This is a genomic window from Crossiella sp. SN42 (assembly GCF_023897065.1).
In the GTDB taxonomy this organism is placed as follows: Bacteria; Actinomycetota; Actinomycetes; order Mycobacteriales; family Pseudonocardiaceae; genus Crossiella.
In genome coordinates, this window is record NZ_JAMHIV010000011.1 from 210,217 (window position 1) to 234,138 (window position 23,922).

A 23,922-nucleotide genomic window follows, 5' to 3' on the forward strand; every position below is an offset into this window, starting at 1 on the left:
CCGGAGTTCTCCGGTGAGCAGCGTCTCTCCTCAGGGCCCGATGGTCATGGCCACATATGTGATCATCAACGCGAAGCCGCTGTAGGTGAGCACGTCGATCGGGCGGCTGCGGATGGCGAGCAGGTAGCTGGCCTCCACCGGCAGCGCGGCCCGGAACACCGCGGCCAGGAACAGCGCCCCGGCCAGCGTCACCGAACCGCGCTTCCAGTGGTACATCAGGATCCAGACGAACCCGAAGACCACCATGGCCATCACCACCAGGAACGGCACCACGCGCAGCCACGCGGGCCGCCGTTCCTGGGGCTGTTCCTGGGTGGGCGGCAGGTCGGCGGCCACACTCATCCCGCCGCTCGCTCGGCCGCCTCGACCACGTTGCTGACCAGCAGCGCCCTGGTCATCGGGCCGACGCCGCCGGGGTTGGGCGAGAAGAAGCCCGCGACCTCGCGCACATCGGGGTGCACGTCGCCGGAGACGCCGCTGTCGGTGCGGCTGACGCCCACGTCCAGCACGGCCGCGCCCGGCTTGACCATGTCCGGCTTGATCAGCGCGGGCACGCCTGCGGCGGCGATCACGATGTCCGCGCGGCGCACCTCGGCGGCCAGGTCCTTGGTGCCGGTGTGGCACAGGGTGACCGTGGCGTTCTCCGACTTGCGGGTCAGCAGCAGGCCCATGGAGCGGCCCACGGTGATGCCGCGGCCGACCACGACCACCTGCGCCCCGTTGATCGGCACCTCGTACTGGCGGAGCAGCCGGATGATGCCGTGCGGGGTGCAGGGCAGCGGCGCGGTCTTGCCCAGCACCAGGCGGCCCAGGTTGACCGGGTGCAGGCCGTCGGCGTCCTTGGCCGGGTCGATCCGCTCCAGGATCGCGTTCGCGTCGATGTGCCCGGGCAGCGGCAGCTGGACGATGTAGGCGGTGCAGTCCGGGTCGGCGTTGAGCTCGTCGATCACCTTGACCAGCTCGTCCTGGCTGATGTCGGCCGGCAGGTCCCGGCGGATGGAGTTGATGCCCAGCTGCGCGCAGTCCTTGTGCTTGGACCGCACGTACATCGCCGATCCCGGGTCATCGCCCACCAGCACGGTGCCCAGGCCGGGCACGATGCCCCGCGCCTTGAGCGCGTCCACCCGCGGCCGCAGGTCGTCGAAGATGGCGTTCTTGGTCGCCTTGCCGTCCAGGATCGTTGCCGTCACGACTTCAATAATCCCACGTCACGCGTGCTCGTTCACGGGCACCCGTTCCAGCCAGATCTCCCGCCAGAAGGGGACGAACTCGCGTGGGCAGTTGACGTTGAAGCGGCCCAGGCAGACCACGCCCTCCAGCACGATGCACGGGTTGGCCAGGTGCAGCATCCGGCCGGTGCGCTCGTCGATGCAGCGGTCCACCCTGGCCAGCACCCTGGCGGTGCGGCCGCAGAAGTGCGCCATCTCCTCGTCGAAGCTCATGCCCCGGTTGCGCAGGTTGTCGTCCAGGGTGGCCTCGATATCGGACCTGGGTCTGATCCGCACCAGCTCGCCCGGCTGTAGGTTCAACGTGGCGGTCGGGGTCTTGCCCGGTCGGCCGGGGTTGAGGAAGCCCCAGTCGCGGCCGCCGCGGAAGAGCAGCCAGCGGGGCAGGCGCTTGCGGCTCTCCACCTGGACGCGGTTGAACACCCCGACCAGGAAGCCGCGCAGGGCCAGCAGCGGGCCGACGTTGCCGGTGCGCACGTCGGTGACGTACTGGCTCAGGCTGAGCACCGGCATGCAGATCGGCGCGGCGCGCAGGATCTCGGTGGCCTGGCAGGCGTAGCGGGCCTGGCCGTCCGGGTCGGCGCCCCTGGTGGTGGCCGAGACCAGCAGCGGCAGGTTCGGTTTGCCCTCGGCCGGGGTGCGGCGCGGGGCGAGCCGACCGGGTTCGATCTTGCGGAGCCAGTCCTCCTTCCAGTACAGGGAGCAGGCGGTCTGGCAGCCGCCGTGCGCGGAGCCGTCGCAGCGCGCGCCGGTGAGGTGCACCGCGCGGGCCATCCGGCGTAGGCCGGTGTGGGTGATGGAGTCGCAGAGCTTGTGCGCCACCTTGTGCACGGTCATCCGCTGCCCGCAGTAACGCAGCATCTCCGGCATGAACGGCAGCTCGTCCAGCTCGCCGCGTTCGTCCAAGGTCGACAGAATCTCTTGCGCGCCAAGGACTTCGACCACGTCACCGACCTTCAGGCTCATGGCACCGTCGTCCCACAGCCGTGGACCGGTCAGCAACGCCCCGTGACCGGGTTGTTACTCAGCGACGACCGGGCAGCGCGGCCACGCCGACCGCGACCAGGGTCAGCAGGGTGCCGGTGACCGCGACCGCGGACAGGTGCGCGCCCTCGGCCGGAAACAGCAGGTCCAGCGCGAGCGCGCCGAGCAGCTGACCGGCCACCGAGCCGAGGCCGAGCAGCAGCACGCCGGTGATCCGGACCAGCGCCGCGGCGCCCGCGATGAAGACCAGTCCGATCGCGCCGCCGAGGTAGAGCAGCGGATCCGTGGGCAGGGTGGCGGGCCAGCCCGCGGTGGCGAAGTGGAAGACGCCGAAGACCAGCAGCGCGGTGGTGCCGGCCAGGAAGTTGACCAGGGTGGCCGGCAGCACGCCACCGGCGGCTTCCTTGATCCGGCCGTTCATCGCCTGCTGCCAGGACATGCCGATGCCGGCCAGCAGCGGCAGCACGGCCAGCACCAGCGCGCCGGGCGCACTGAGCCGTTCGGAGACCGCGACCAGCACGGCGGCCACCGCGAGCACCGCGCCCAGCACCCTGGTCACGGTCAGCGGCTGCGGACCGGCCGGGCCGAGTCCGGCCCGGTCCACCGCGAGGCTGCTCACCGCCTGCCCGGCCACCACGGCCACGGTGAACACCGCCACGCCGAGGCTGGCCACCGCCACGCCCTGGGAGAACACCAGCAGCGCGCCGCACAGCCCGCCCAGGGTCTGCCACCAGCGCACCGAGCCGTTCCGCAGCGCCGCGCCCAGCCGCTTGGTGGCCCGGCGGCTGCCCGGCAGCGCCAGGACCAGCGCGAGCACCAGCAGCAGGCCGCTGCCGAAGGAGATCAGGGCCGCGCCAATGCCGTCCTGCATCTGCCTGCCCAGCTCGCCGTTGAGGCGGGACTGGAGCACGATCAGCACGCCGATGCCCGCCGCGCCCAGCAGCCCGAGCAGGCGGGCGCGCGGGCTGGTCCGGGGGCGGGCCTCCGGCGGGGCCGGGGCGTCGGTGGCAGTCATCACCCCCAGCGCAACACAAGTTGATGGCCGAGTCATCCCACCTCTGGTCGCGACTAGCTCACACGGTGTCCGAGGACGCGGGTTGACGCTGGTCAGCGGGGGTGGTTGTGCGCGGGACCACACGCACCGACCAGGCCATCAGCGCGGTGCCGAAGACCATCGCGACGGTGGCGCCGACAGCTGCGGCGGCCGGGCCGAACCGGTCCAGCAGCCAGCCGGCGACCGGGGCGGCCAGCGCGCCGCCGGTGGTGGTGAAGCTGGCCAGCCAGCCCACCGCCTCGGCGGCCCGGCCCGGCGGGGAGATGTCGCCGATGCGCTGGTTGGACGCGGAGATGGTGGGCGCGATGGCCACGCCGCCGATGGCCAGGATCAGGCCGATCAGCACCGGCGAGGTCGGGTCCAGCACCGGCGGCAGCACCGGCACCAGCGCGGCCATGCCGAGGCCGACCATGGCCAGCCGCAGCGTGGGGCGCGGCTGTCCCGGCAGGCCGCCCGCGACCAGCCCGCCGACCAGCGAGCCGACCGCCCACACCGCGATCAGCGCGCCGGCCACGGTGGGCTGGCCGAGCTCGCGGCCCAGGGCCACGATGGCCAGGTCGACCATGGTGAAGGCCATCACCAGGAACAGCGAGGAGAACAGCGTGAGGGCCAGGCCGCGGGCGGCCAGCACCGAGCGGTGCCTGGTCCCCTCGGCCTGCCTGGGCAGCGGCTGCGGGGTGTCCATCCCGGCCCGGCGCAGCACCACCGCGAAGACCAGGTTGGCGCCCAGCGAGACCGCGGCGATCAGGCCGAGCGCCCAGCGCGGGCCGAGCATGCCGACCGCGAAGGCGGTGAGCACCGGGCCGAGCATGAAGGTCAGCTCGAACACGGTGGCCTCGGCGCCGTAGGCGGCGGTGCGGGCCTGGCTGTCCTTGATCCGGGTGAACGCGGCGCGCACCAGCTGGGTGGCGGGCGGGGTGCTCAGCCCGGTGAAGAAGGCGATCACCGGCGCGGCGTACCAGACCGAGGCGGGCAGCACGACCAGCACGAACAGCCCGGCCACGTAGCAGAGCACGGTGACCGTGATCAGCCGCGGCGCGGAGGTCCGGTCGGCCATCCGGCCCCGCCACGGCCCGGACACGCCGTTGCCCACGGTCAGCGCGCCCATCACCAGCCCGGCCAGCGCGTAGGAGCCGGTCCACTCCACGACCAGGAAGGTCAGCGCGATCGAGGTGCCGGTGCCGTGCAGGCGCGCGAGCACCGACCACACGAGCAGGGAGGCCAGGTGCGGGACCGCGAGGAGTTGCCGGTAGGGACGGAGCACCGGGCCAGTCTGGCGACCGGGTCTGACATTCCGCGCCTGGTTTTTCTCACCGCGCACGCCGGGCGGAGAACACCGCGAACAGGATCGCCAGCACCGCGGCCGCGGCCGCGCCGGCCACCGCTGCGGCCGGTCCGACGGTGTCCAGCAGCCAGCCCGCGACCGGGGCGGCCAGCGTGCTGCCGGTGGTGGTGAAGGTGACCAGCCAGCCGAAGGCCTCCGCCGCCCTGCCCTCCGGGGCCAGGTCGCCGAGGCGCTGGTTGGAGGCGGCGATCGCGGGCGAGTTGGCCAGCCCGGTCACCGCGAGCAGCGCGCCGATCAGCACCGGCCACGCCTCGGTGACCGGCGGCAGCACCGGCACCAGCACGACCACCCCGGCGGCCAGCAGGGCCACCCGCGGCACGTACCTCGGCGTCCCGGCGCGGCCACCCGCGACCAGTCCGCCCACCAGCGAGCCCAGCGCCCACACCGCGACCAGCGCCCCGGCCACCACCGGCTGGCCCAGCTCCCGGCCCACCGCGACCACGGCCAGGTTGACCGTGGTGAAGCCCATCGCCAGCAGCATCGCCACCACCAGCGCCGGCGTCAGTCCCGGTCGCGCCAGCACCGATCCGCGCTTGCCGGGCTCCCCTTCGGCCACCGGCCCCGGCCCGCCCAGCCCGGCCCTGCGCAGCGCGGTGGCCAGGGACAGCACGCTGGCCAGCGCGAGCGCGGCCATCAGCGCGAGCGCGGCCCTCGGCCCGGCCAGGCTGATCATGGCCGAGGCCAGCACCGGCCCGGCCATCACCGCCAGCTCGAACAGGGTGGCCTCGGCGGCGAACACACTCGCCTTGGTCGAGTCTCCGGCCAGCCGGGTGTAGGCCGCGCGCGCCACCGGGCCCACCGGCGGTGTGCTGAGCCCGATCAGCAGGGCCAGCACCGGCGCGGCGTACCAGGCCCAGGCGGGCAGCGCCATCAGCAGCAGCAGGCCGGTGGCGTAGAGCAGGCAGCTGATCACCAGCACCCGCGGCGCGGAGCCGCGGTCGGCCAGCCGTCCCCGCCACGGGCCGGAGACGGCGTTGCCCACGGTGAGCGCGGCGATCACCAGTCCGGCCAGCGCGTAGGAGCCGGTCCAGCCGGCCACCAGGAAGGTCAGCGCCAGCGGGGTGCCCAGCGCGTGCACCCGGCCGAGCACGGACAGGAACATGATCAGGCCCAGGTGCGGGACCCTGAGCAGTTCGCGGTAGGGCCGTAACACGGTTCAGTCGACCACGAGGCCGTGCGCGGCGGCGTAGGCCACCGCGGTGCCCAGGTCCACCCGCGCGCCGGTGAGCTGGGCCTGCACCAGGGCGTGCGCGTCCAGCCGGGCCTCGCGCAGGTCGGCCTCGGCGAGCTTGGTGTTCTGCATCCGGGCGCCCATCAGGTCGGCCCCGGTCAGGTCGGCGTGCCGCAGGTCGGCCTCGACCAGGTTGGCCTCGCGGAAGCGGATGCCGCGCAGCCGCAGCCTGCGCAGGTCCGCGCCGCCGAGCGCGGTCAGCGACAGGTCGGTCTCGCGCAGGGTCCACGGGCGCAGGCGGCAGCGCTCGAAGCTGGAGCCGACCAGCGAGCAGTTGTCCATTGTGGACTCACTGAGCACCGCGCCGCGGAAGGTGCAGCTGCGGAAGGCGGTCGCGGTGTGCTTGGACTCGCCGAGGTCGGTGTTGGCGAACAGGCAGTCGGTGAAGGTGCAGTTCGCGGTGACCAGCCCGCGCAGGTCGGCCTCGGTGAAGTCGCAGGCGGTGAAGTGCCGCCCGGTCCAGCTCTGCCTGCCCAGCACCGCGTCGGCGAAGCTCTCGCCGGTGATCGTCTCAGTCATTGCCGCCCCAGTCGATGTCGTCGAACAGCGCGCGCAGCCGGGCCGCGCGGACCGGGTGAGTGGCCGCCACCCAGCCGATCCGGCCCAGCAGGTGCGCGCGGAAATCCGGGTGCCCGGCGTGGTTCTGCGCGGCCGGGCCGGTGCGGGCGCAGTTGTGCAGCACCGCGCGCAGCTGGTCGTAGTCCGCGCGCGGCACCGCGGGCCGGTGGTTGACCACCAGCCCGGCCAGCCGCTGCCGCTGGTGCGCCGCGGCGATCCGGGTCTTGCCGGGGTGCAGCCGGAACCCCTCGTCGGTGGCGATCCGCCGCACCCCGTCCCGCAACCGGTCCAGCGGAAGATCACCGGAGAAGGCCAGGTCGTCGGCGTAGCGGGTGTAGGCCGCGCCGATCCGCTCGGCGAGCCCGGCCAGCCGCCGGTCCAGCCGCGCGGCCAGCGCGTTGGCGATGGCGGGTGAGGAGGGCGCGCCCTGGGGCAGGTGGGGGGCGGCCAGCCGGTGCCGCTCGGCCCCCGGCGGGGCGTCCCGCAGCACCTCGGCCGGGGTGACCGTGGTGAGCAGCCCGGTGAGCGCGGCGGCCACGTTGCCCGGGTAGCCGAGGTGGCAGAAGTAGGCGCGCAGCCGGGCCGCGGTGATCGAGGTGAAGAACCCGGCCAGGTCGAACCGCGCCACCAGCGCCGCCCCGGCGTGCGGCGCGGCGAAGGTCGCGGCCGAGCGGCCAGGCCGGAACCCGTGCGCGGCCTCGTGCACCGGGAGTTGGTTGAGCAGCAGGCGGTTCAGCCGGCGCTGGAGCTCGGCCAGGCGCGGTTTGGGCGCTTCCACCGGCCGCGCGCCGAGCCAGCGGTGCCGGTAGTGGCGCAGCGGTGGGGCGGCGCGACGGTTCCAGGTGCGGACGTCGGCGAACCAGTCCAGCTCGCCCGGGGTGAGGCGGAGGGCGGCGGCCAGCTCGGCCGGGGTCTCCCAGCGCGGCACCTCGGCCCGCCAGCGGGGACGCGGCGGCGTTGCGGGCGGCGGCTGGTGGCGCGGTAGCTCGGCGAGCAGGCGGGCCAGGGCTTCCGGCGGGCCGAAGAAGGGGCTCGGGCTGAGGTCGAGCAGGCGGGTGGCCAGGTCCTCGGGATCGCGGTTGGGCGCGGCGTGCAGCGGGACCGCGGCCAGGCGGGTGGCCAGGGCCGCGCGGGTCCAGGGACCGGCGAGGGCGGCGCGGGCGATCGGGAGAAGCGCGGCGGTCATGCGGCGGCCGTCCAGTGACGGGCGAGCGGGGCGCGGCGGGCGGATGCGGCCCGGCGGCCAAGCCGGGTGCGCGCGGGGTGCGGGAGGCGGCCCAAGGCGTGTGGCGGGGCGGGGCGACCTCTTCCTTCGTCCGCCGCGTGGGATCCGCACGCGGAGCGTACCGAACCACGCGGGGCGCACTGTCCAGCTGGAGAACCGCTCCCCGGGGTTGCCCCGGAGGGACGGGAAAGCACGCGGCCACCCGTCGTCTCGCTCCCGCCCCGCCACACCGCGACGACGCTACCCACTACCCCCGACAGGCGGTGCGGTGCTCCCCCTCGGTTCCAGTCGCGGCAGCTCGTCCTGCACGTCCTGCGCGGGCAACCCGCCCACCAGTCCGAGCAGCCGCCGGGCCGCGCGGGCGCCGAAGGCCGCGGTGTCCCGGACCAGGGCGGTGAGCTGGGGGTGGGTGAGACGGCAGAGCGCGGAGTCGTCCCAGGCGACCACGGACAGCTCCTCCGGCACCCGGATGCCGAGCTTGGCCGCCTCGCTCAGGCCCGCCACGGCCATCACGTCGTTGTCGTAGACCACCGCGCTCGGGCGGGTGGCCGCGGTGAGCAGGGTGCGGGTGGCGTGCGCGCCCGCTTCGACGCTGTAGTCGGTGGCCAGTGAGGGTTCCGCGGCCAGGCCGTGGCGCTGCATGGCCTGTTGGAAGGAGCGGACCCGGCGTTCGGTGTGGATCAGCCTTGGCAGGCCGGCGATGTGCGCGATCCGCCGGTGGCCCAGGCCGACCAGGTGGTCGACGATGGCGCCCATGGCGGCCGCGTCGTCCACCCAGATGCTGGGTGTGCCGCCGGGGCACGGGCCGCCTATCACCAGGGCGGGCACGCCGAGCTTGGCCAGTAGCGCCGGGCGCGGGTCGACCAGCCGGGGATCCACCACGAGCAGTCCGGCCACCCGGCGCTCGGCCCACCAGCGGCGGTACAGCTCGCATTCGGCGGAAAGGTCTTCCACCACCTGGAAGAGCAGTGCGGTGGAACTGCGGGCCAGCGCGGTCTGAATTCCGGAGACCAGTTGCAGGAAGAATGGCTCGACACCCAGGGTGGCGGCCGGTCTGGCGAACACCAGGCCGACCGTGTCGGTCTTGGCCGCGGACAGCGCGCGGGCCGCGCTGTTGGGTCGCCAGTCGAGTTCCTCGGCCACCTGCATGATGCGCTTGCGGGTCTGCTCGGACACGCCGGGCCGGTTGTTCAGCGCGAAGGACACCGCGCTCTCCGAGACCCCCGCGGCGCGGGCGATGTCCCTGATGGTGACCCGTTTGGCGCTTGCCTCCACCGGGTGGACACCTCCCGAAGTAAAGCGGTTTATCGATTCCGAGGTAAAGCGCATTAGTTCCGGCACTGTCGCCTGCGTGAACACGGCCTGTCAAGTACTGGACAAGAAAGTGGACAGGGCTACTCTCCGGTGTTGACGCAGCCGGTCGGACAGCGCATTTTTTGCCCACCTGAATCCCGCCGAAGGAGTTCTCGCCATGCGCCTTGCCAGAGGGTCGACAACGGTGTTGGCCGCGATGACGGCGACGGTTCTCACCCTGTCCGCCTGCGGCCTGAGCGGCTCCGGCGAACAGCAGCAGGCCCAGCCGGTCACCGGCGAGGTCAAGGGGCAGGTCAGCTTCCAGACCTGGAACCTCAAGAGCAAGTTCGGCGACTACTTCACCGGCCTGATCGCCGAGTTCGAGAAGCAGCACCCCGGCGCCAAGGTCGAGTGGCTGGACCAGCCCGCCGACGGCTACGCGGACAAGCTCAGCGCGGACGCCAGCGCGGGCACGCTGCCGGACATCCTGAACCTCTCGCCGGACCTGGCCTACCCGCTGTACCAGAAGAAGCTGTTGCTGGACCTGGACACCGCGGCCCCGGACGCCAAGAAGGACTACCTGCCCAACGCCTGGCAGGGCTACGTGATGCCCTCGCCGGACCCGGCACAGCGGCGCAACGCGGCCTTCCCCTGGTACCTCAACACCGGCCCGAACTTCTACAACAAGCAGCTGTTCAGCCAGAACGGCCTGGACCCCGCGAAGCCGCCGAAGACCTACGACGAGCTCAAGGAACAGGCGCTGCGGCTGGCCGGCGCGAGCGGCGGCAAGGTCGCCATGCTCGGCCAGACCCCCGGTATCGAGGACTTCGGCCTCTTCGGCGTGCCGCTGATGGACGAGGGCGGCACCAGGTTCACCTTCAACGACGCCAAGGGCGTGCAGCTGGTCGAGCTGTACAAGGCCATGTACGACGCCAAGGCGCTGCTGCCCGAGGCGCTCAGCGCCACCTACACCGGCTCCGGCGCGAAGTTCCTCGCCCAGCAGATCGCACTGTCCTCGGGCAGCGCCTACGACCTGCAGAAGTTCCGCACCGACGCGCCCGGGCTGTACAACAACATCGGCATCACCGAGCCGATGACCAACACCGGCAAGGCCAACATGTACCTGCAGGGCCTCTCGATCGCCGCGCAGAGCAAGAACAAGCCGACCGCGATCGCCTTCGCCCGCTTCGTCACCAACGCCAAGAACCAGCTCGGCTTCGCCAAGATCGTCACGGTGTTCCCGAGCACCACGGGCACCCTGGACGATCCGTTCTTCACCAGCGAGGACGGCACCGACGTGGGCCGGGTCCGGGTGGCCGCGGCCAAGCAGCTGGCCAATGCGGTGAACTACACGCCGGTGCAGCTGTCGGACCAGATGAAGACCATCCTGCGCAACGAGATCGCCAACGCCATGCTGGGCAAGCAGTCCGCCAAGCAGGCACTGGACAACGCGGTCGCGCAGTGCGACAAGCTGTTGCGCCCCAATGGCTGAGCTGGTCCGCAAGCCGCTGCGCCGGGAGTGGTGGCTGACCCCGTGGCTGTTCCTGGTGCCCGGCCTGGCGGTCGTGGTCCTGTTCAGCGTCTACCCGTTCCTCAACACGCTGCTGCTGTCCTTCACCGACGCCACCGCGCTCGGCGGCGGGAAGTTCACCGGACTGGACAACTTCAGCCGGATGCTGGACGACCCGCAGTTCTGGACCGCGATCACCAACAGCGCGCTGTACGTGGTCGGGGTGGTGCCCGCGCTGGTCTTCCTGCCGCTGCTGCTGGCCCTGCTGGTGCAGAAGCAGGTGCCGGGCATCGCCTTCTTCCGCTCCGCCTTCTACACCCCGGTGGTGGCCTCCATCGTGGTGGTCGGGCTGATCTGGACCTGGCTGCTGGACAGCCGCGGCCTGGTGAACAGCCTGTTGCAGGGCCTGCGGATCGTCTCCGAGCCGGTGCCGTTCCTGACCGACGCGAACCTGCTGCTGATCAGCGCGATGGTCGTGACGGTGTGGAAGGGCCTGGGCTACTACATGATCATCTACTTGGCGGCGCTGGCGAACGTGCCCAAGGAGCTGCACGAGGCGGCCGAGGTGGACGGGGCGGGGCCCATCCGGCGCTTCTTCTCCATCACCGTGCCGACCATCCGCTCCACCATGGTGCTGGTGGCCGCGCTGTCCGCGGTGGCCGCGTTCCGGGTGTTCTCCGAGGTCTTCATCCTCTCCGGCAACTCCGGCGGCCCGGGCGGCGCGGACATCACGCTGGTGATGCTGATGCGCCAGGTGGGCACCGGCCTCAACGGCGACATCGGTTACGCCTCGGCGCTGAGCCTGGTGCTGTTCGTGCTCACCCTCGGCCTGATGCTGCTGGTGCTGCGGCTGAACCGGAAGGAGGACGAGTGAGGCTCGTGCTCCGGTACACGTTGCTGCTGGGCGTGCTGCTGCTGTCCATCGGCCCGTTCCTGTGGCAGCTGTCCACCTCGCTCAAGGGTGTCGGCGAGGACATCTACAGCTATCCGCCCGCGTTCCTGCCCGGTGATCCGACGCTGGCCAACTACGGCAAGGTCGCCGACGTGGTCCCGGTGTGGGACTTCGCGCTGAACTCGCTGATGGTGGCCAGCGCCAACGTGGTGCTCAACTGCCTCGGCGCGTCCATGGCCGGATACGCCTTGTCCCGCATGCGTTTCCGCGGCCGCGGCTTCGCCACGCTGGCCTTCCTGCTCGCGCTGCTGGTGCCCGGCGAGGCGATCCTGGTCTCGCTGTTCCTGATGATGCGCAGCTTCGGCCTGGCCGACACGCTGGTCGCGGTGGTGCTGCCCGGCGCGGTCGGCGCGCTCAACGTCCTGTTGATGCGCAACGCCTTCAGCGCGCTGCCGCAGGCGGTGGAGGAGGCCGCGGTGATCGACGGGGCGAACGCCTGGCAGCGGTTCACCAGGGTCGCGCTGCCCTCGGTGAAGGGCTCGGTGGCGGTGGTGGCGATTTTCTCCTTCATGTTCAGCTGGGACGACTTCCTGTGGCCGCTGATCGTGCTGAGCAACCCGGAGAACTACACGCTCACCATCGGCCTCAACTACCTCAAGGGCACCTTCGCCCTTGACCAGCGGCTGGTCGCGGCGGGCACCATCATCGCCGTGGCCCCGCTGATCCTGATGTTCGTGAGCCTCCAGCGGTACTTCTTCCGCGGGGTCGGTGAGGGGGCGGTGAAGGGTTGAGCGTGCGATTCGGCGTCAACTACACACCTGCGCAGGGCTGGTTCTTCCACTGGCTGGACTTCGACCTGGACGCGGTGCGGCGGGACCTGGACTCCATCGCGGGCCTTGGCCTGGACCACATCCGGGTGTTCCCGCTGTGGCCGGTGTTCCAGCCGAACCGGACCCTGGTGCGCGCCAAGGCGGTCGAGGACCTGCTCTCGGTGGTGGACGCGGCGGGCGAGCGCGGCCTGGACGTGGCGGTGGACGGCTTGCAGGGCCACCTGTCCAGCTTCGACTTCCGTCCATCGTGGACGGTCAGCTGGCACCGGCGGAACCTGTTCACCGACCCGGATGTGGTTGCCGGGGAAGCCTTCTACCTGCGCACGCTGGCCACCGCGCTGGCCGGGCGGCCCAACTTCCTCGGCCTGACCCTGGGCAACGAGGTCAACCAGTTCTCCGACAAGCCGCACCCGGACCCGGACCCGCTGTCGGTGGCCGAGGCCGGGGACTGGCTCACCCGGCTGCTGGCCGCCTGCGCGGACGGCGCGCCAGGGAAGTTCCACACGCACTGCGCCTACGACGCGGTGTGGTTGCAGGACGGCCACCCGTTCACCCCGGCGCACGCGGCCCGGATCGGCGCGGCCACCAACGTGCACTCCTGGGTGTTCAACGGCACCGCGCAGCGCTACGGCGGCGACTCCGCGGCCACCGCGCACTACGCCGAGTACCAGGTCGAACTGGCCGCCGCCTGGGGCGAGCCGGGCCATCCGGTGTGGCTGCAAGAGGTCGGCGCACCGGCCCCGCACATCCCGGCTGAGCGCGCGGGCGAGTTCGCGGCTCAGACCGTGGCGAACGCGCTGACCTGCCCGGACCTGTGGGGCATCACCTGGTGGTGCTCGCACGACGTCAGCCGGGAGCTGGCCGACTTCCCCGAACTGGAGTACGGCCTCGGCCTGTTCACCAACGACAACCAGCGCAAACCGGCCGGGCAGGCGGTCGCCGAGGCCGTCGCCGCGGCGAAACCCGTTGCCGCACCCCGGAAAACCGCGCTGGTGCTCGACGTCGGCGAGGAGCACACCGCGCCCGGCCGGTCCACCTGCGGTCCCGGCGGCGAGTTCTTCGAGGCCTGGCTGGAACTGGCGGTGCGCGGCATCCGCCCGGCGGTCGTGCTCGCCTCGCGGGCGCGGGACACCGAACACCTGACCACACGGGGCATTTCCGAGGTTGTGCACGTGCCGGACGTCTGGAGTAGCAAGCATGCATGACGACCACAAGCTGATCGAGGGCCGCATCGAGCGGGTGCTGCGGGAGCGGATCCGCCCCGCGGTCTATCCCGACTCGGTCGGCGTGGACCTCGCCGTGTGGCACGCCCCCGGTGAGCCGGTGCCGGCGGCCGAGGCCCTCGCCGCTGATTACCAGCCGACTTCCGTTGGCGCGCAATGGGGTCCGGCCTGGGGCACCAGCTGGTTCCGGCTCACCGGCACGGTGCCCGCGGAGTGGGCGGGGCTGGCCGTGGAGCTGGTCTTCGACCTCGGCTTCGACGACAAGATGACCGGCTTCCAGTGCGAGGGCCTGGCCTACCGGGCCGACGGCAGCCCGGTGAAGGGCCTCAACCCGCGCAACACCTGGCTGCCGGTGGGCGATCCGGCCCAGGGCGGCCAGGAGGTGGTCTACTACCTGGAGGCCGCGGCCAACCCGGTGCTGCTGGACTACATCCCGTTCCAGCCCACCCAGCAGGGCGACCGGCTCACTTCCAGCGAGGAGCCGCTGTACCGGATCGCGCGCGCCGACCTGGCCGTGTTCGACCACCAGGTGTGGCAGCTGGTGCAGGACATCGAGGTGCTCTACCAGCTGATGCTGGAGCTGCCGCTGACCGAGGCCCGCCGCTGGGAGCTGCTGCGCGCGCTGGACCGGGCCATCGACGCGGTGGACCTGCAGGACGTCGGCGGCACCGCGAGCGCGGCCCGCGCCGAGCTGGTGGACATGCTCAGCAGGCCCGCGCACACCAGCGCGCACCAGGTCTCCGCGATCGGGCACGCGCACATCGACTCGGCCTGGCTGTGGCCGCTGCGGGAGACCGTGCGCAAGGTCGCGCGCACCGCCTCCAACGTGACCAACCTGATGGACGAGCACCCCGGCTTCCACTTCGCCATGTCCCAGGCGCAGCAGCTGGCCTGGATCGAGGAGCACCACCCGAAGGTCTTCGCCAGGGTCAAGGAGAAGATCGACACCGGCCAGTTCGTGCCGGTGGGCGGGATGTGGGTGGAGTCGGACACCAACATGCCCGGCGCGGAGGCGATGGCCCGGCAGTTCACCCACGGCAAGAACTACTTCCGCTCCCGCTTCGGCATCGAGACCAACGAGGTGTGGCTGCCGGACTCCTTCGGCTACACCGCCGCGCTGCCGCAGCTGGTGCGCCTGTCGGCCTCCCGCTGGTTCCTCACCCAGAAGATCAGCTGGAACCAGACCAACAAGTTCCCGCACCACACCTTCTGGTGGGAGGGCCTGGACGGCACCCGGATCTTCACCCACTTCCCGCCAGCGGACACCTACAACTCCGAGCTCAGCGGCAAGGAGCTGGCGCACGCCGCGCGCAACTACCAGGAGAAGGGCAAGGCGACCCGCTCGCTGGTCCCCTTCGGCTGGGGCGACGGCGGTGGCGGCCCCACCAGGGAGATGCTGGCCCGCGCGGCCCGGCTGGCCGACCTGGAGGGCTCGACCAGGGTCACCGTGGAGCCACCGGCGGAGTTCTTCCGCAAGGCGGAACAGGAGTACCCGGACGCGCCGGTGTGGGTGGGCGAGCTGTACCTGGAGTTCCACCGCGGCACCTACACCAGCCAGGCCAAGACCAAGCAGGGCAACCGGCGCAGCGAGCACCTGCTGCGCGAGGCTGAGCTGTGGGCGGCCACCGCGGCGGTGCGGCTGGGCGCGGACTATCCCTACGAGCGGCTGGACCGGCTGTGGAAGCTGGTGCTCACCAACCAGTTCCACGACATCCTGCCCGGCTCCTCGATCGCCTGGGTACACCGGGAGGCCGAGGAGACCTACGCCGCGGTCGCCGACGAGCTGAACGAGATCATCGCTGTGGCGCAACAGGGTCTGGCCGGTACCGGGGACGCGCCGTTGGTGTTCAACGCCGCCCCGCACGCCCACGCGGAGGTCCCGGCCGCGGGCGCGCTGACCCGCGGCGAGTTCGCCGGGCGCCCGGTCTCCGTGTCCACTGTGGACGGTGTCACGGTGCTGGGCAACGAGTTCCTGTCGGTGACCGTGGACGCCGACGGCCTGATCAGCTCGATCCACGACCTGGCCGCCGACCGCGAGGTGATCGCGCCCGGCGCGCGGGCGAACCTGTTGCAGCTGCACCCGGACTTCCCGAACATGTGGGACGCCTGGGACGTGGACTCCTTCTACCGCAACAAGGTCACCGACCTGACCGAGGCGGAGCTGGTCAGCGTGGAGACCGGCTCGCCGGAGCTGGCCACCCTGCGGATCCAGCGCTCGTTCTCCGCCTCCACGGTGACCCAGCTGCTCACCCTGCGCGCGGGCAGCCGCTGCGTGGAGATCGACACCGAGGTGGACTGGCACGAGACGGAGAAGTTCCTCAAGCTGAGCTTCCCGGTGGACGTGCGGTCCGACCGGGTGGCCGCGGAGACCCAGTTCGGGCACGTGTACCGGCCGACGCACACCAACACCAGCTGGGACGCGGCCAAGTTCGAGATCTGCGCGCACCGCTGGGTGCACCTGGGCGAACCGGACTACGGGGTGGCGCTGGCCAACGACTCCACCTACGGCCACGACATCAGCAGGGCCGCGCGCGCGGGCGGCGGCACGGTCAGCGTGATCAGGGCCTCGCTGCTGCGCGCGCCGCGCTTCCCCGACCCGGAGACCGACCACGGCGTGCACCGGTTCCGGCACGCGCTGGTGCTCGGCGCGGACAAGGCGGACGCGGTGCGCGCCGGGTACCGGATCAACCTGCCGGAGCGGGTGGTTTCCGGTGCGGGGGAACAGGTCGAGCCGATCGTCACGGTGGACAACCCTGGCGTGGTGGTCGAGTCGGTCAAGCTCGCCGACGACCAGAGCGGCGACCTGGTGCTCCGGCTCTACGAGGCCCTCGGCTGCCGTGCCAGGGCGCGTCTCAGTGTTGGCGCGGAGATCACCGCCGCCTACTCCACCGACCTCCTGGAACGGCGCTGGGACGACACCACCGAGTACGAGGTGACCGGCAACGGGTTCGAGCTGAGCCTGCGGCCCTTCGAGATCGTCACCGTCCGGCTCCCGCGAAACCCTGCCAGCCAAGGAGATCACTGATGCGGAAGCTGCTCACCGCGGCCGGGACGCTGGTCCTGCTGCTGTCACTGGCCACTCCGGCGCAGGCCGCGCCGCACAAGCGCACGGTCGTCTACTACCAGACCCAGTACAGCAACGGCGCCACCGGTGACTACGTCTCGCCGCTGCCGCTGCTGACCAACAACACCGGGGTCACCGACGTCATCGTGGCCGCGATCCACCTCAACGCGGACAAGTCGGTGCACCTCAACGACCATCCGCCGGCGCACGAGCGCTACACCCAGATGTGGAAAGACCTCAAGGCCATGCGGGACCGCGGGGTCAACGTGATCGGCATGGTCGGCGGCGCGGCCCAGGGCACCTACGCGAACCTGGAACGCGACTTCGCCACCTTCTACCCACTGCTGAAGAACGTGATCACCACCTACGGGCTCAACGGTGTCGACCTGGACGTCGAGGAGAAGATGTCCCAGGCGGGCATCACCAAGCTGATCGACGCGCTGCGCAAGGACTTCGGCAGCGGCTTCCTGATCACCCTGGCCCCGGTCGCCAGCGCGCTCCACGGCGGCGGCAACATCTCTGGCTTCGACTACGAGACGCTGTACCGGGAACGCGGCAGCCAGATCAACTGGTTCAACGCCCAGTTCTACTGCGGCTGGGGCAGCATGGCCGACACCGCGGGCTACGACCGGATCATCGGCCGCAAGCTCATCCCGCCGGCCAAGGTGGTCGCGGGCGTGATCACCAACCCGGCCTCCTGCGGCGGTTACGTGGAGCTGGACAAGCTGAAGAGCACCATCAAACAGCTGACCCAGAAGTACCCGGCCTTCGGCGGCGTGGACGGCTGGGAGTACTTCAACTCCAACCCCGGCGGCACCGCCCGCCCGTGGGAGTGGGCCAAGGAGATCACCTCGGCCATGCGCTGACCCCGCGACCCGGTGCGCTCACTGGAAGTCCCGTGAGCGCACCGGGATCCGCAGGTCCAGCGCGGAGAGGTGCTCGGCCCGCAGGCTGATCACCCCCTGCGCCTTCTCCAGCACCCCGCGCACCACCACCGCCGAGCTCTGCCGCGCGATCCGCCGGTACCGGGCCCACACGCCCTGCGTGCACACCACGTTCACCATGCCGGTCTCGTCCTCCAGGTTGAGGAAGGTGACCCCGCCCGCGGTGGCCGGGCGCTGCCGGTGGGTCACCGCGCCGCCCACCGCCACCCGCCGACCATTGTCCACAGTGGACAGTTCAGCGGTGGTCAGCACGCCGCGCGCGGTCAGCTTCTCGCGCAGGAACTGGATCGGGTAGCTGTCCGGGGAGATGCCGGTGGCCCACACGTCGGCGACCGCCTGCTCCAGCGCGTCCATGCCGGGCAGCGGCGGCGCGGTCACCCCGACCGTGGTGCCCGGCAGGCTGCCCGGTCCCTCCCTGGCCACCGCGCCCGCGGCCCACAGCGCGGCCCTGCGGTTGAGCCCGAAGCAGCCGAACGCGCCCGAGGTGGCCAGCGCCTCCAGCTGCGGCAGGGTCAGCTTGCAGCGGCGGGCCAGGTCCACCATGTCGGCATACGGTCCCTCGGCGCGCGCGGCCACGATCCGTTCGGCCAGCGGCATGCCCACCGTGCGCACCGAGCCCAAACCCAGTCGCACCACCGGTTTTCCCGCTTCACCAGGTTCCAGCCCGGCGTGCGGCAGGCTGGCGTTGATGTCCGGGCCGAGCACGGTCACCCCGTGCCGCCTGGCATCGGCGACCAGGGACTGCGGCGAGTAGAAGCCCATCGGCTGCGCGCGCAGCAGGGCGGCGCAGAACGCGGCCGGGTAGTACAGCTTGAACCAGCTGCTCGCGTAGACCAGCAGCGCGAAGCTGAGCGCGTGGCTCTCCGGGAAGCCGAAGTTGGCGAAGGCCACCAGCTTGTCGTAGATCCGCTGCGCGGTGTCCCCGGTGATCCCGTTGCGGGCCATACCGCTGAAGAACCGGTCCTTCAACCGGGCCATCCGCTCCCCGGAGCGCTTGGCCCCCATCGCCCGGCGCAGCTCGTCCGCCTCGGCCGCGGAGAAACCGGCCACCTCCACCGCGATCTGCATCAGCTGCTCCTGGAACAGCGGCACGCCAAGGGTTTTCGCCAGCGCCTTCTTCAGCAGCGGATGCTCGTAGGTGATCGGCTCCTTGCCGTTGCGGCGGCGGATGTAGGGGTGCACCGAACCGCCCTGGATCGGGCCGGGCCGGATCAGCGCGACCTCCACCACCAGGTCGTAGAACTTCTCCGGCCGCATCCGGGGCAGGGTGGCCAGCTGTGCCCTGCTCTCCACCTGGAACACACCGATCGCGTCCGCCCTGCGCAGCATCTCGTACACCGCCGGATCGGCCAGGTCCTGGCCGAGCTGGTGCAGGGTGACCGTGCGGCCGTGGTGCTCGGCGACCAGGTCGATCATGTAGTGCAGCGCGGAGAGCATGCCGAGGCCGAGCAGGTCGAACTTGACCAGCCCCATGGCCGCGCAGTCGTCCTTGTCCCACTGCAACACGCTGCGATTGGCCATCCGCGCCCACTCCACCGGGCAGGTCTCGCCGATCGGCTGCTCGGAGATGACCATGCCGCCGGAGTGGATGCCCAGGTGCCGGGGCGCGCCTTCCAGCTCGGCGGCCAGCTCCAGCACCGGCAGCGGGATCTCGGTGTCGTCCACAGTGGACTCCATCGGCCCCCAGCGCTCGATCTGCTTGCTCCAGGCGTCCTGCTGCCCGGTGGAGAAGCCCAGGGCCTTGGCGGTGTCCCGCACCGCGGAGCGGCCGCGGTAGGTGATCACGTTGGCCACCTGCGCCGCGTGGCTGCGGCCGTAGCGCTGGTAGGCGTACTGGATCACCTCCTCCCGCCGGTCGGACTCGATGTCCAGGTCGATGTCCGGCGGCCCGTCCCGTTCCGGGGCGAGGAACCGCTCGAACAGCAGCTCGTACTTCACCGGGTCGGCGTGCGTGATGCCCAGCGCGAAGCACACCGCCGAGTTGGCCGCCGAGCCCCGGCCCTGGCAGAGGATGTCCGCGCGGGCGCAGAACTCCACCAGGTCCCACACCACCAGGAAGTACCCGGCGAACCCCAGCTCCTTGATCACCGCCAGCTCGTGCTCGACCTGCCGCCGCTGCTCGTCGAACTTCGCGCCCTCCGCGACCCGCTTGTGCAGCCCCAGGTAGACCTGTCTGCGCAGGAAGCTGTCCTCGTCGTGCCCCGGGTCCACCGGGTAGGGCGGCAGCCGCGGTTTGACGCTCTTGAGGTTGAAGGACAGCCGGATGCCCAGCTCGGCGGCGGTGGGCACGGCGGTCGGGTAGCGCCGGAACCGCTCGGCCATCTCCGCGCCGGAGCGCAGGTGCGCGGCCCCGGACGGCGGCAGCCAGCCGTCCATCTCGTCCAGGCTGCGCCGGGCCCGCACCGCGGCCATCGCGGTGGCCAGCCGGTGCCGGGAGGGCGCGGAGTAGTGCACCGCGTTGGTGGCCGCCACCCGCAGACCGTGCCGCTCGGCCAGTCCGGCCAGCTGGTCGTTGCGGGTGGTGTCGCCGGGCAGCCCGTGGTCGGTCAGCTCCACCACCACGTGCTCGCGTCCGAACAGCGCCACCAGCCGGTCCAGCTCCCGCCCCGCCGCCTCCGGCCCGCCGGTGGCCAACGCCTGGCGCACCATGCCCTTGCGGCACCCGGTGAGCACCAGCCAGTCCTGGTCCGCTTGCGCGGCAACGTCTTCCAGCTCGTAGACCGGCTTGCCCTTCTCCGCACCCGCCAGCTGCGCCTTGGTGATCGCCCGGCACAGCGACCCGTAGCCGACCGGGTTGCGCGCCAGCACCAGCAGGTGGCTGCCCTCCGGATCCGGGATCCCGTTCTGCGGCATGGTCAGCCCCAGGCTCAGCTCGGCCCCGAACACGGTGCCCAGTCCGTGCGCCCCGGCTGCCTCGGCGAAGCGCACCACCCCGTACATGCCGTCGTGGTCGGTGATCGCCAGCGCGGTCAGCCCCAGCCGCGCCGCCTCGGCCGCCAGCTCCTCCGGATGGCTGGCCCCGTCCAGGAAGCTGAAGTTGGAGTGGCAGTGCAGCTCCGCGTAGGGCACCCGGGGCGGCAGCTGGCTCGGCGGCAGGTCCGGCTCGTAGGTCGCCCGGCGCCGGGTCCAGGCCGGACTGTCCCCGCCGTCGCCGGAGTGCTCCTCATCGCGCGGCCTGCCGGAGAGCGCCTGCTCGAACTCCCGCCAGCTCACCGGCGGGTTGTTCCACCCCATCAGTCGTACACCCCTTCCACCTGCCAGGACCCGTTGACACAGGCCAGCAACAGCGCCTGCCCGTCATCCAGCAGCACCTGCAACCGGGCCACCCGGTTCGCGCCCAGCTCCGGCGGCAGCCACCAGCGCTCCTCCACCGTCCACGGCCCGGCCCACGCGGTGACCAGCCGCGACCGTCCACTTTCGACAGTCACCTCATGCGGCGGCCCGCTGATCCGCTGCCGCGCGCTGACGCTGACCACGTTGCCCCGCCGGTCCTTCACGATCGCGGCCACCGGCTCCGCGGGCACCAGCGTGGGCGAGGGCGCGGGCAGCCGCCCCGGCCACGGGGGCTCCGGATCGTGCCGGGGCCGCGCCTCATCCCCCCAGGGCACCCAGCGGACCCGCTCCCCAGGACCGCGTCCGCCTCCGAGCACCCCGGTGCACACCGCCTCCGGCCCCAGCAGCCCCTGCACCCGGACGAAGGCCCGCCCGGCCCGCTCGGCCAGCTGCGCCGCGCCCTCGCCCTTCCACAGGTCGAGCTGGAGCACCCCGGCGTCCACCACCTCCTCCGGCTCCACCCGCAACAGGTTGATCCCCGCGGTCGGCCCGCCCGCGCGCAGCCAGCCGTCCAGCTGCCAGCGCACCCGGTCGGCGATCCCGTTGGCGGTCAACGGTTCCGCGCACCGCCACACCCGGCTCAGCTCCTCGCCGTGCTCGGTGCGGGCCTGGATGGCCAGCCGGGTGCAGGCCAGCCCGCGCGCGGCCAGCACGGTGTGCAGCCGCTCAGCCAGCGCCCGCGCCGCGAACGCGGCCGCGTCCACCCGCTCCACCGGCGGGTCGAGCTGTTGCGCCACCGCCAGTTCCGCCGGCGGCAGCCGCCGGTCGGCAGGCCGCTCCTCCAGCCCGCGCGCCAGCCGGTGCGCCCGCACCGCCGCCGCCCCGAACCGGGAGGCCACCTCCCGCTCCGGCAACGCCCCGAACTCCCCCAGCGACCGCAACCCCAGCCGCCGCAACAGGTCCACCAGCTCGCCCCGCCCCGCCAACCGCTCCGCAGGCTGGTCCAGCTCCCCGATTCCCAGTGGTGCCAAGAACTCCGGACTACCCCCGGCCGGCACCAGCACCCCGCGGTGCGCGGCCAGCGTCGCCGCGAACAACCCGTCCGCCACCCCGACCTGGCACTCCACCCCCGCCAGCGCCCCGACCTGGTCGACCAGCCGCTCCGCCGCCTCCTCCGCGCCGAAGTACCCCACCGGCCCCTGCGCGGGCAGCGCGACCAGCCCCGGCCGCACGATCTCGATCCCCGGCGCGAGCTGCTCGATCCCCAGCGCCACCGGCTCGAACAACCGCGCGTCCCTGGTCTGGTCGTCCTCGAACACCACCAGCTCGGGACAGCGCCCCTCGGCCTCCCGCCGGCGCAGCCCACGCCGGATGCCCTCCACCCGCGCGGTCGCCGAGCAGGCGAGCACCTTGCCCCCGGCGAGCACCGCGCAGGGGGTGCGCGGGTCCAGCCCGGCGGCGGCGATGGCCGCGGTCACCGGCCAGTCCGGACACCAGATGACCAGCAGCCGCAACGGCCGGTACCCCGCGGGGATCTCGGGCAGCACGGCCTCCGGCACACGATGCGCCAGCCCCGCATACCGCGCGAGCCCCGTCCCACCCACAGGCCCAGCGCCGCCCGCGAGCTCGGTCCCGCCCGCAGGTCCGGCGTCACCGGGCAGCTCCGCGCCGACTGCCCGGCGACGCCCCGGCGCCCCAGTGCCCTCTTCCGGCCCCGGCGCCTCCTCGACGCCCATCAGACCGCCAGCCCAGCGCCCGCACCACCGAACTCAGCCGCCTCAAGCTCCGGCGGAGCCCCCGGCCCGTCCAGGCTCAGCCATTCCCGCCGCGGCCGCCCCGCGCGCCGACCGCCGACCTCCACCAGCAACTCGCTCCCGGTCAGCTGCCCGTGCCCGTCCGCGAGTCCGTGCCAGCGAATGTCCACACAGGACAGTTGAAGATCCGCGCCGGGCCAGGCCCCGAAGGCCAGCAACACCGAACCGCGATGCCGGGCCCGGACTTCCAGCTTGCGCGCCTGCGCGGGCGCGAGCGAGTCCGGACCGGCCAGGACCACCAGGTCCAGCCCGTCCAGCAGTGCGGCGGTCACCGCCGCCGTCTCCCGGCGCGGCCGTGGTACCAGGGCCAGGCGTTGTACCGCCACCCCCGCTTCCGCGGCGGCGACGAGCCCCAGCCCAGGCAGCCCAACCACGGCAGCCCAGGAGCCGGCGGCGGTGGCCGTCGACAGCAGCCCCAGCAGGAGTGCTGTCGACCCGCGCACCGCTACGGTGCTGCCGCGGCGCAGGCCACCCCCTGGGAGAATGGCGGCCAGCTCCGCGCGCACCGGCAGCATCCGCCCCAAGGCGCGATCGCCGGTGGTCACGGCAACCCCATTTGCCGTGACCACCTCAGCGAGCGCTGCCAGCGAGGCAACTGCCACCTCAACACCGCCTTCCCACGTCCACGTGCACGCACCCATGTGCACGTCACAAGCCGTGGGGAGCCGGCAGGTCGAGTTCCCCGGAACCCCGGCACCGGTTTCCTCGACTCAATCGAACAGGTGTTCGATCGATGGCTGTATTCAATCGGCTCCGGGGGTCCGGGTCAAGTCGAGTCACCCGTTTTTTCGAACTGGCGTTCGAGGGCCACACTGTTGGGCAGATTGATGTTCGAACGTCACGTTCTGGGGGTTTGATGACCGCGGTAGCACCACCCGGCTGGGGGACGCCGAAGCGGAAGCGACACCCCAGCACCATCCCACTGGTGATCTTGCTCGTGGTGCTGGTGCTGGCCATCATCGGCGGCGGGATCTACGCCTTCGTCCAGTACCAGTACGCGCACCGGGACTACGGCATGGAGCCGCGCTCCATCACGTCGAACCCGTTGTGCGACAAGATCTCCGGCAAGACCAGGGAGCTCGTCCGGACCACCAACCCGGACCGGATGGAGCTGCGCAAGTACGACGACGGCAGCCAGATCGCCTGGTGCAACCTGCGGATGACCAAGGGCAAGGACGGCGAGGGCCAGCGCTTCCTGCAGGTCGAGCTGGTCGACGCGAGCGCGAGCACCAGCGACCGCAAGAGCGAGGACCTGCTGGAGCGGCTGGAGCTGGCCAAGCGGTACGCCGGCAACCACGACAGGCTGGCCGGCGTCGGCGAGGAGGCCTACCTCGCGGTGAAGATGCCCAGCGGCAGCGACACCACCGTCGAGCTCCAGCTGGCCGCCCGCGGCCCCAACGGCTTCGTGAAGGTCACCTACGGCGGCTTCGACGTCGGCACCTTCAGCAAGCGGCAG

Annotated in this window: 19 protein-coding genes; 7 read left to right on the plus strand and 12 right to left on the minus strand. The window is 72.0% G+C overall.

The window, feature by feature from the left end; translation table 11 throughout:
• Positions 1-30: 30 nt before the first annotated feature.
• The 9 genes from M8C13_RS15475 to M8C13_RS15515 all read right to left on the minus strand — a co-directional run bounded on the left by M8C13_RS15475 (position 31) and on the right by M8C13_RS15515 (position 8,898).
• A complete protein-coding gene (locus tag M8C13_RS15475) occupies positions 31-342 on the minus strand; it encodes a DUF3017 domain-containing protein (RefSeq protein ID WP_252481276.1) in 312 nt (103 codons plus the stop codon).
• Positions 339-1,190: a bifunctional methylenetetrahydrofolate dehydrogenase/methenyltetrahydrofolate cyclohydrolase gene (locus M8C13_RS15480; RefSeq protein ID WP_252481277.1), complete on the minus strand. Its 852-nt coding sequence runs from the start codon at positions 1,188-1,190 to the stop codon at positions 339-341. The genes M8C13_RS15475 and M8C13_RS15480 overlap by 4 nt, the downstream gene beginning before the upstream one ends.
• A gap of 18 nt (positions 1,191-1,208) precedes the next feature.
• Positions 1,209-2,192 carry a hypothetical protein gene (locus M8C13_RS15485; RefSeq protein ID WP_252481278.1) on the minus strand — a complete coding sequence of 328 codons (984 nt, stop codon included), beginning with the start codon at positions 2,190-2,192 and terminating at the stop codon, positions 1,209-1,211.
• 58 nt (positions 2,193-2,250) lie between these two features.
• Entirely contained in the window at positions 2,251-3,225 is a 975-nt protein-coding gene (locus tag M8C13_RS15490; RefSeq protein ID WP_252481279.1) for a DMT family transporter, read from the minus strand.
• Positions 3,226-3,283: 58 nt separating this feature from the next.
• Positions 3,284-4,528 carry an MFS transporter gene (locus tag M8C13_RS15495; protein ID WP_252481280.1) on the minus strand — a complete coding sequence of 415 codons (1,245 nt, stop codon included), beginning with the start codon at positions 4,526-4,528 and terminating at the stop codon, positions 3,284-3,286.
• 46 nt (positions 4,529-4,574) lie between these two features.
• The gene (locus M8C13_RS15500) at positions 4,575-5,762 is read right to left on the minus strand and encodes an MFS transporter (protein WP_252481281.1); all 1,188 of its coding nucleotides are present in this window, start codon (positions 5,760-5,762) and stop codon (positions 4,575-4,577) included.
• Between the two features lie 3 nt (positions 5,763-5,765).
• On the minus strand, positions 5,766-6,359 hold the full coding sequence (locus M8C13_RS15505; protein ID WP_252481282.1) for a pentapeptide repeat-containing protein: 594 nt from the start codon (positions 6,357-6,359) through the stop codon (positions 5,766-5,768).
• On the minus strand, positions 6,352-7,584 hold the full coding sequence (locus M8C13_RS15510; protein WP_252481283.1) for a reverse transcriptase family protein: 1,233 nt from the start codon (positions 7,582-7,584) through the stop codon (positions 6,352-6,354). Before M8C13_RS15510 ends, M8C13_RS15505 begins: the two co-directional genes overlap by 8 nt.
• 279 nt (positions 7,585-7,863) lie before the next feature.
• Positions 7,864-8,898, minus strand: coding sequence for a LacI family DNA-binding transcriptional regulator (locus M8C13_RS15515; protein WP_252481284.1), 1,035 nt, complete (start codon positions 8,896-8,898; stop codon positions 7,864-7,866).
• 235 nt (positions 8,899-9,133) lie between these two features.
• Here M8C13_RS15515 and M8C13_RS15520 point away from each other — a divergent pair, with 235 nt between their 5' ends.
• The 6 genes from M8C13_RS15520 to M8C13_RS15545 are packed head-to-tail and all read left to right on the plus strand — an operon-like array spanning position 9,134 to position 17,301.
• Positions 9,134-10,408: an ABC transporter substrate-binding protein gene (locus M8C13_RS15520; RefSeq protein ID WP_252481285.1), complete on the plus strand. Its 1,275-nt coding sequence runs from the start codon at positions 9,134-9,136 to the stop codon at positions 10,406-10,408.
• Complete coding sequence (locus tag M8C13_RS15525) at positions 10,401-11,300, plus strand: carbohydrate ABC transporter permease (RefSeq protein WP_252481286.1); 900 nt, start codon at positions 10,401-10,403, stop codon at positions 11,298-11,300. Before M8C13_RS15520 ends, M8C13_RS15525 begins: the two co-directional genes overlap by 8 nt.
• Positions 11,297-12,109: a carbohydrate ABC transporter permease gene (locus M8C13_RS15530; RefSeq protein ID WP_252481287.1), complete on the plus strand. Its 813-nt coding sequence runs from the start codon at positions 11,297-11,299 to the stop codon at positions 12,107-12,109. The genes M8C13_RS15525 and M8C13_RS15530 overlap by 4 nt, the downstream gene beginning before the upstream one ends.
• A gap of 2 nt (positions 12,110-12,111) precedes the next feature.
• Positions 12,112-13,353 carry a glycosyl hydrolase gene (locus M8C13_RS15535; RefSeq protein WP_374213082.1) on the plus strand — a complete coding sequence of 414 codons (1,242 nt, stop codon included), beginning with the start codon at positions 12,112-12,114 and terminating at the stop codon, positions 13,351-13,353.
• A complete protein-coding gene (locus M8C13_RS15540) occupies positions 13,346-16,396 on the plus strand; it encodes a glycoside hydrolase family 38 C-terminal domain-containing protein (protein WP_252481289.1) in 3,051 nt (1,016 codons plus the stop codon). Before M8C13_RS15535 ends, M8C13_RS15540 begins: the two co-directional genes overlap by 8 nt.
• Positions 16,396-17,301: a glycosyl hydrolase family 18 protein gene (locus M8C13_RS15545; RefSeq protein ID WP_252481290.1), complete on the plus strand. Its 906-nt coding sequence runs from the start codon at positions 16,396-16,398 to the stop codon at positions 17,299-17,301. Before M8C13_RS15540 ends, M8C13_RS15545 begins: the two co-directional genes overlap by 1 nt.
• 18 nt (positions 17,302-17,319) lie before the next feature.
• Here the strand turns inward: M8C13_RS15545 and M8C13_RS15550 are convergent, their stop codons facing one another.
• From M8C13_RS15550 to M8C13_RS15560, 3 genes are all read right to left on the minus strand, one after another.
• The gene (locus tag M8C13_RS15550; RefSeq protein WP_252481291.1) at positions 17,320-20,613 is read right to left on the minus strand and encodes an error-prone DNA polymerase; all 3,294 of its coding nucleotides are present in this window, start codon (positions 20,611-20,613) and stop codon (positions 17,320-17,322) included.
• On the minus strand, positions 20,613-22,211 hold the full coding sequence (locus M8C13_RS15555; RefSeq protein WP_252481292.1) for a DNA polymerase Y family protein: 1,599 nt from the start codon (positions 22,209-22,211) through the stop codon (positions 20,613-20,615). Before M8C13_RS15555 ends, M8C13_RS15550 begins: the two co-directional genes overlap by 1 nt.
• A 176-nt stretch (positions 22,212-22,387) precedes the next feature.
• Complete coding sequence (locus M8C13_RS15560) at positions 22,388-23,011, minus strand: hypothetical protein (RefSeq protein ID WP_374213079.1); 624 nt, start codon at positions 23,009-23,011, stop codon at positions 22,388-22,390.
• Positions 23,012-23,391: 380 nt separating this feature from the next.
• Here M8C13_RS15560 and M8C13_RS15565 point away from each other — a divergent pair.
• A partial coding sequence (locus M8C13_RS15565; protein WP_252481294.1) for a hypothetical protein occupies positions 23,392-23,922 on the plus strand: 531 nt, incomplete at its 3' end.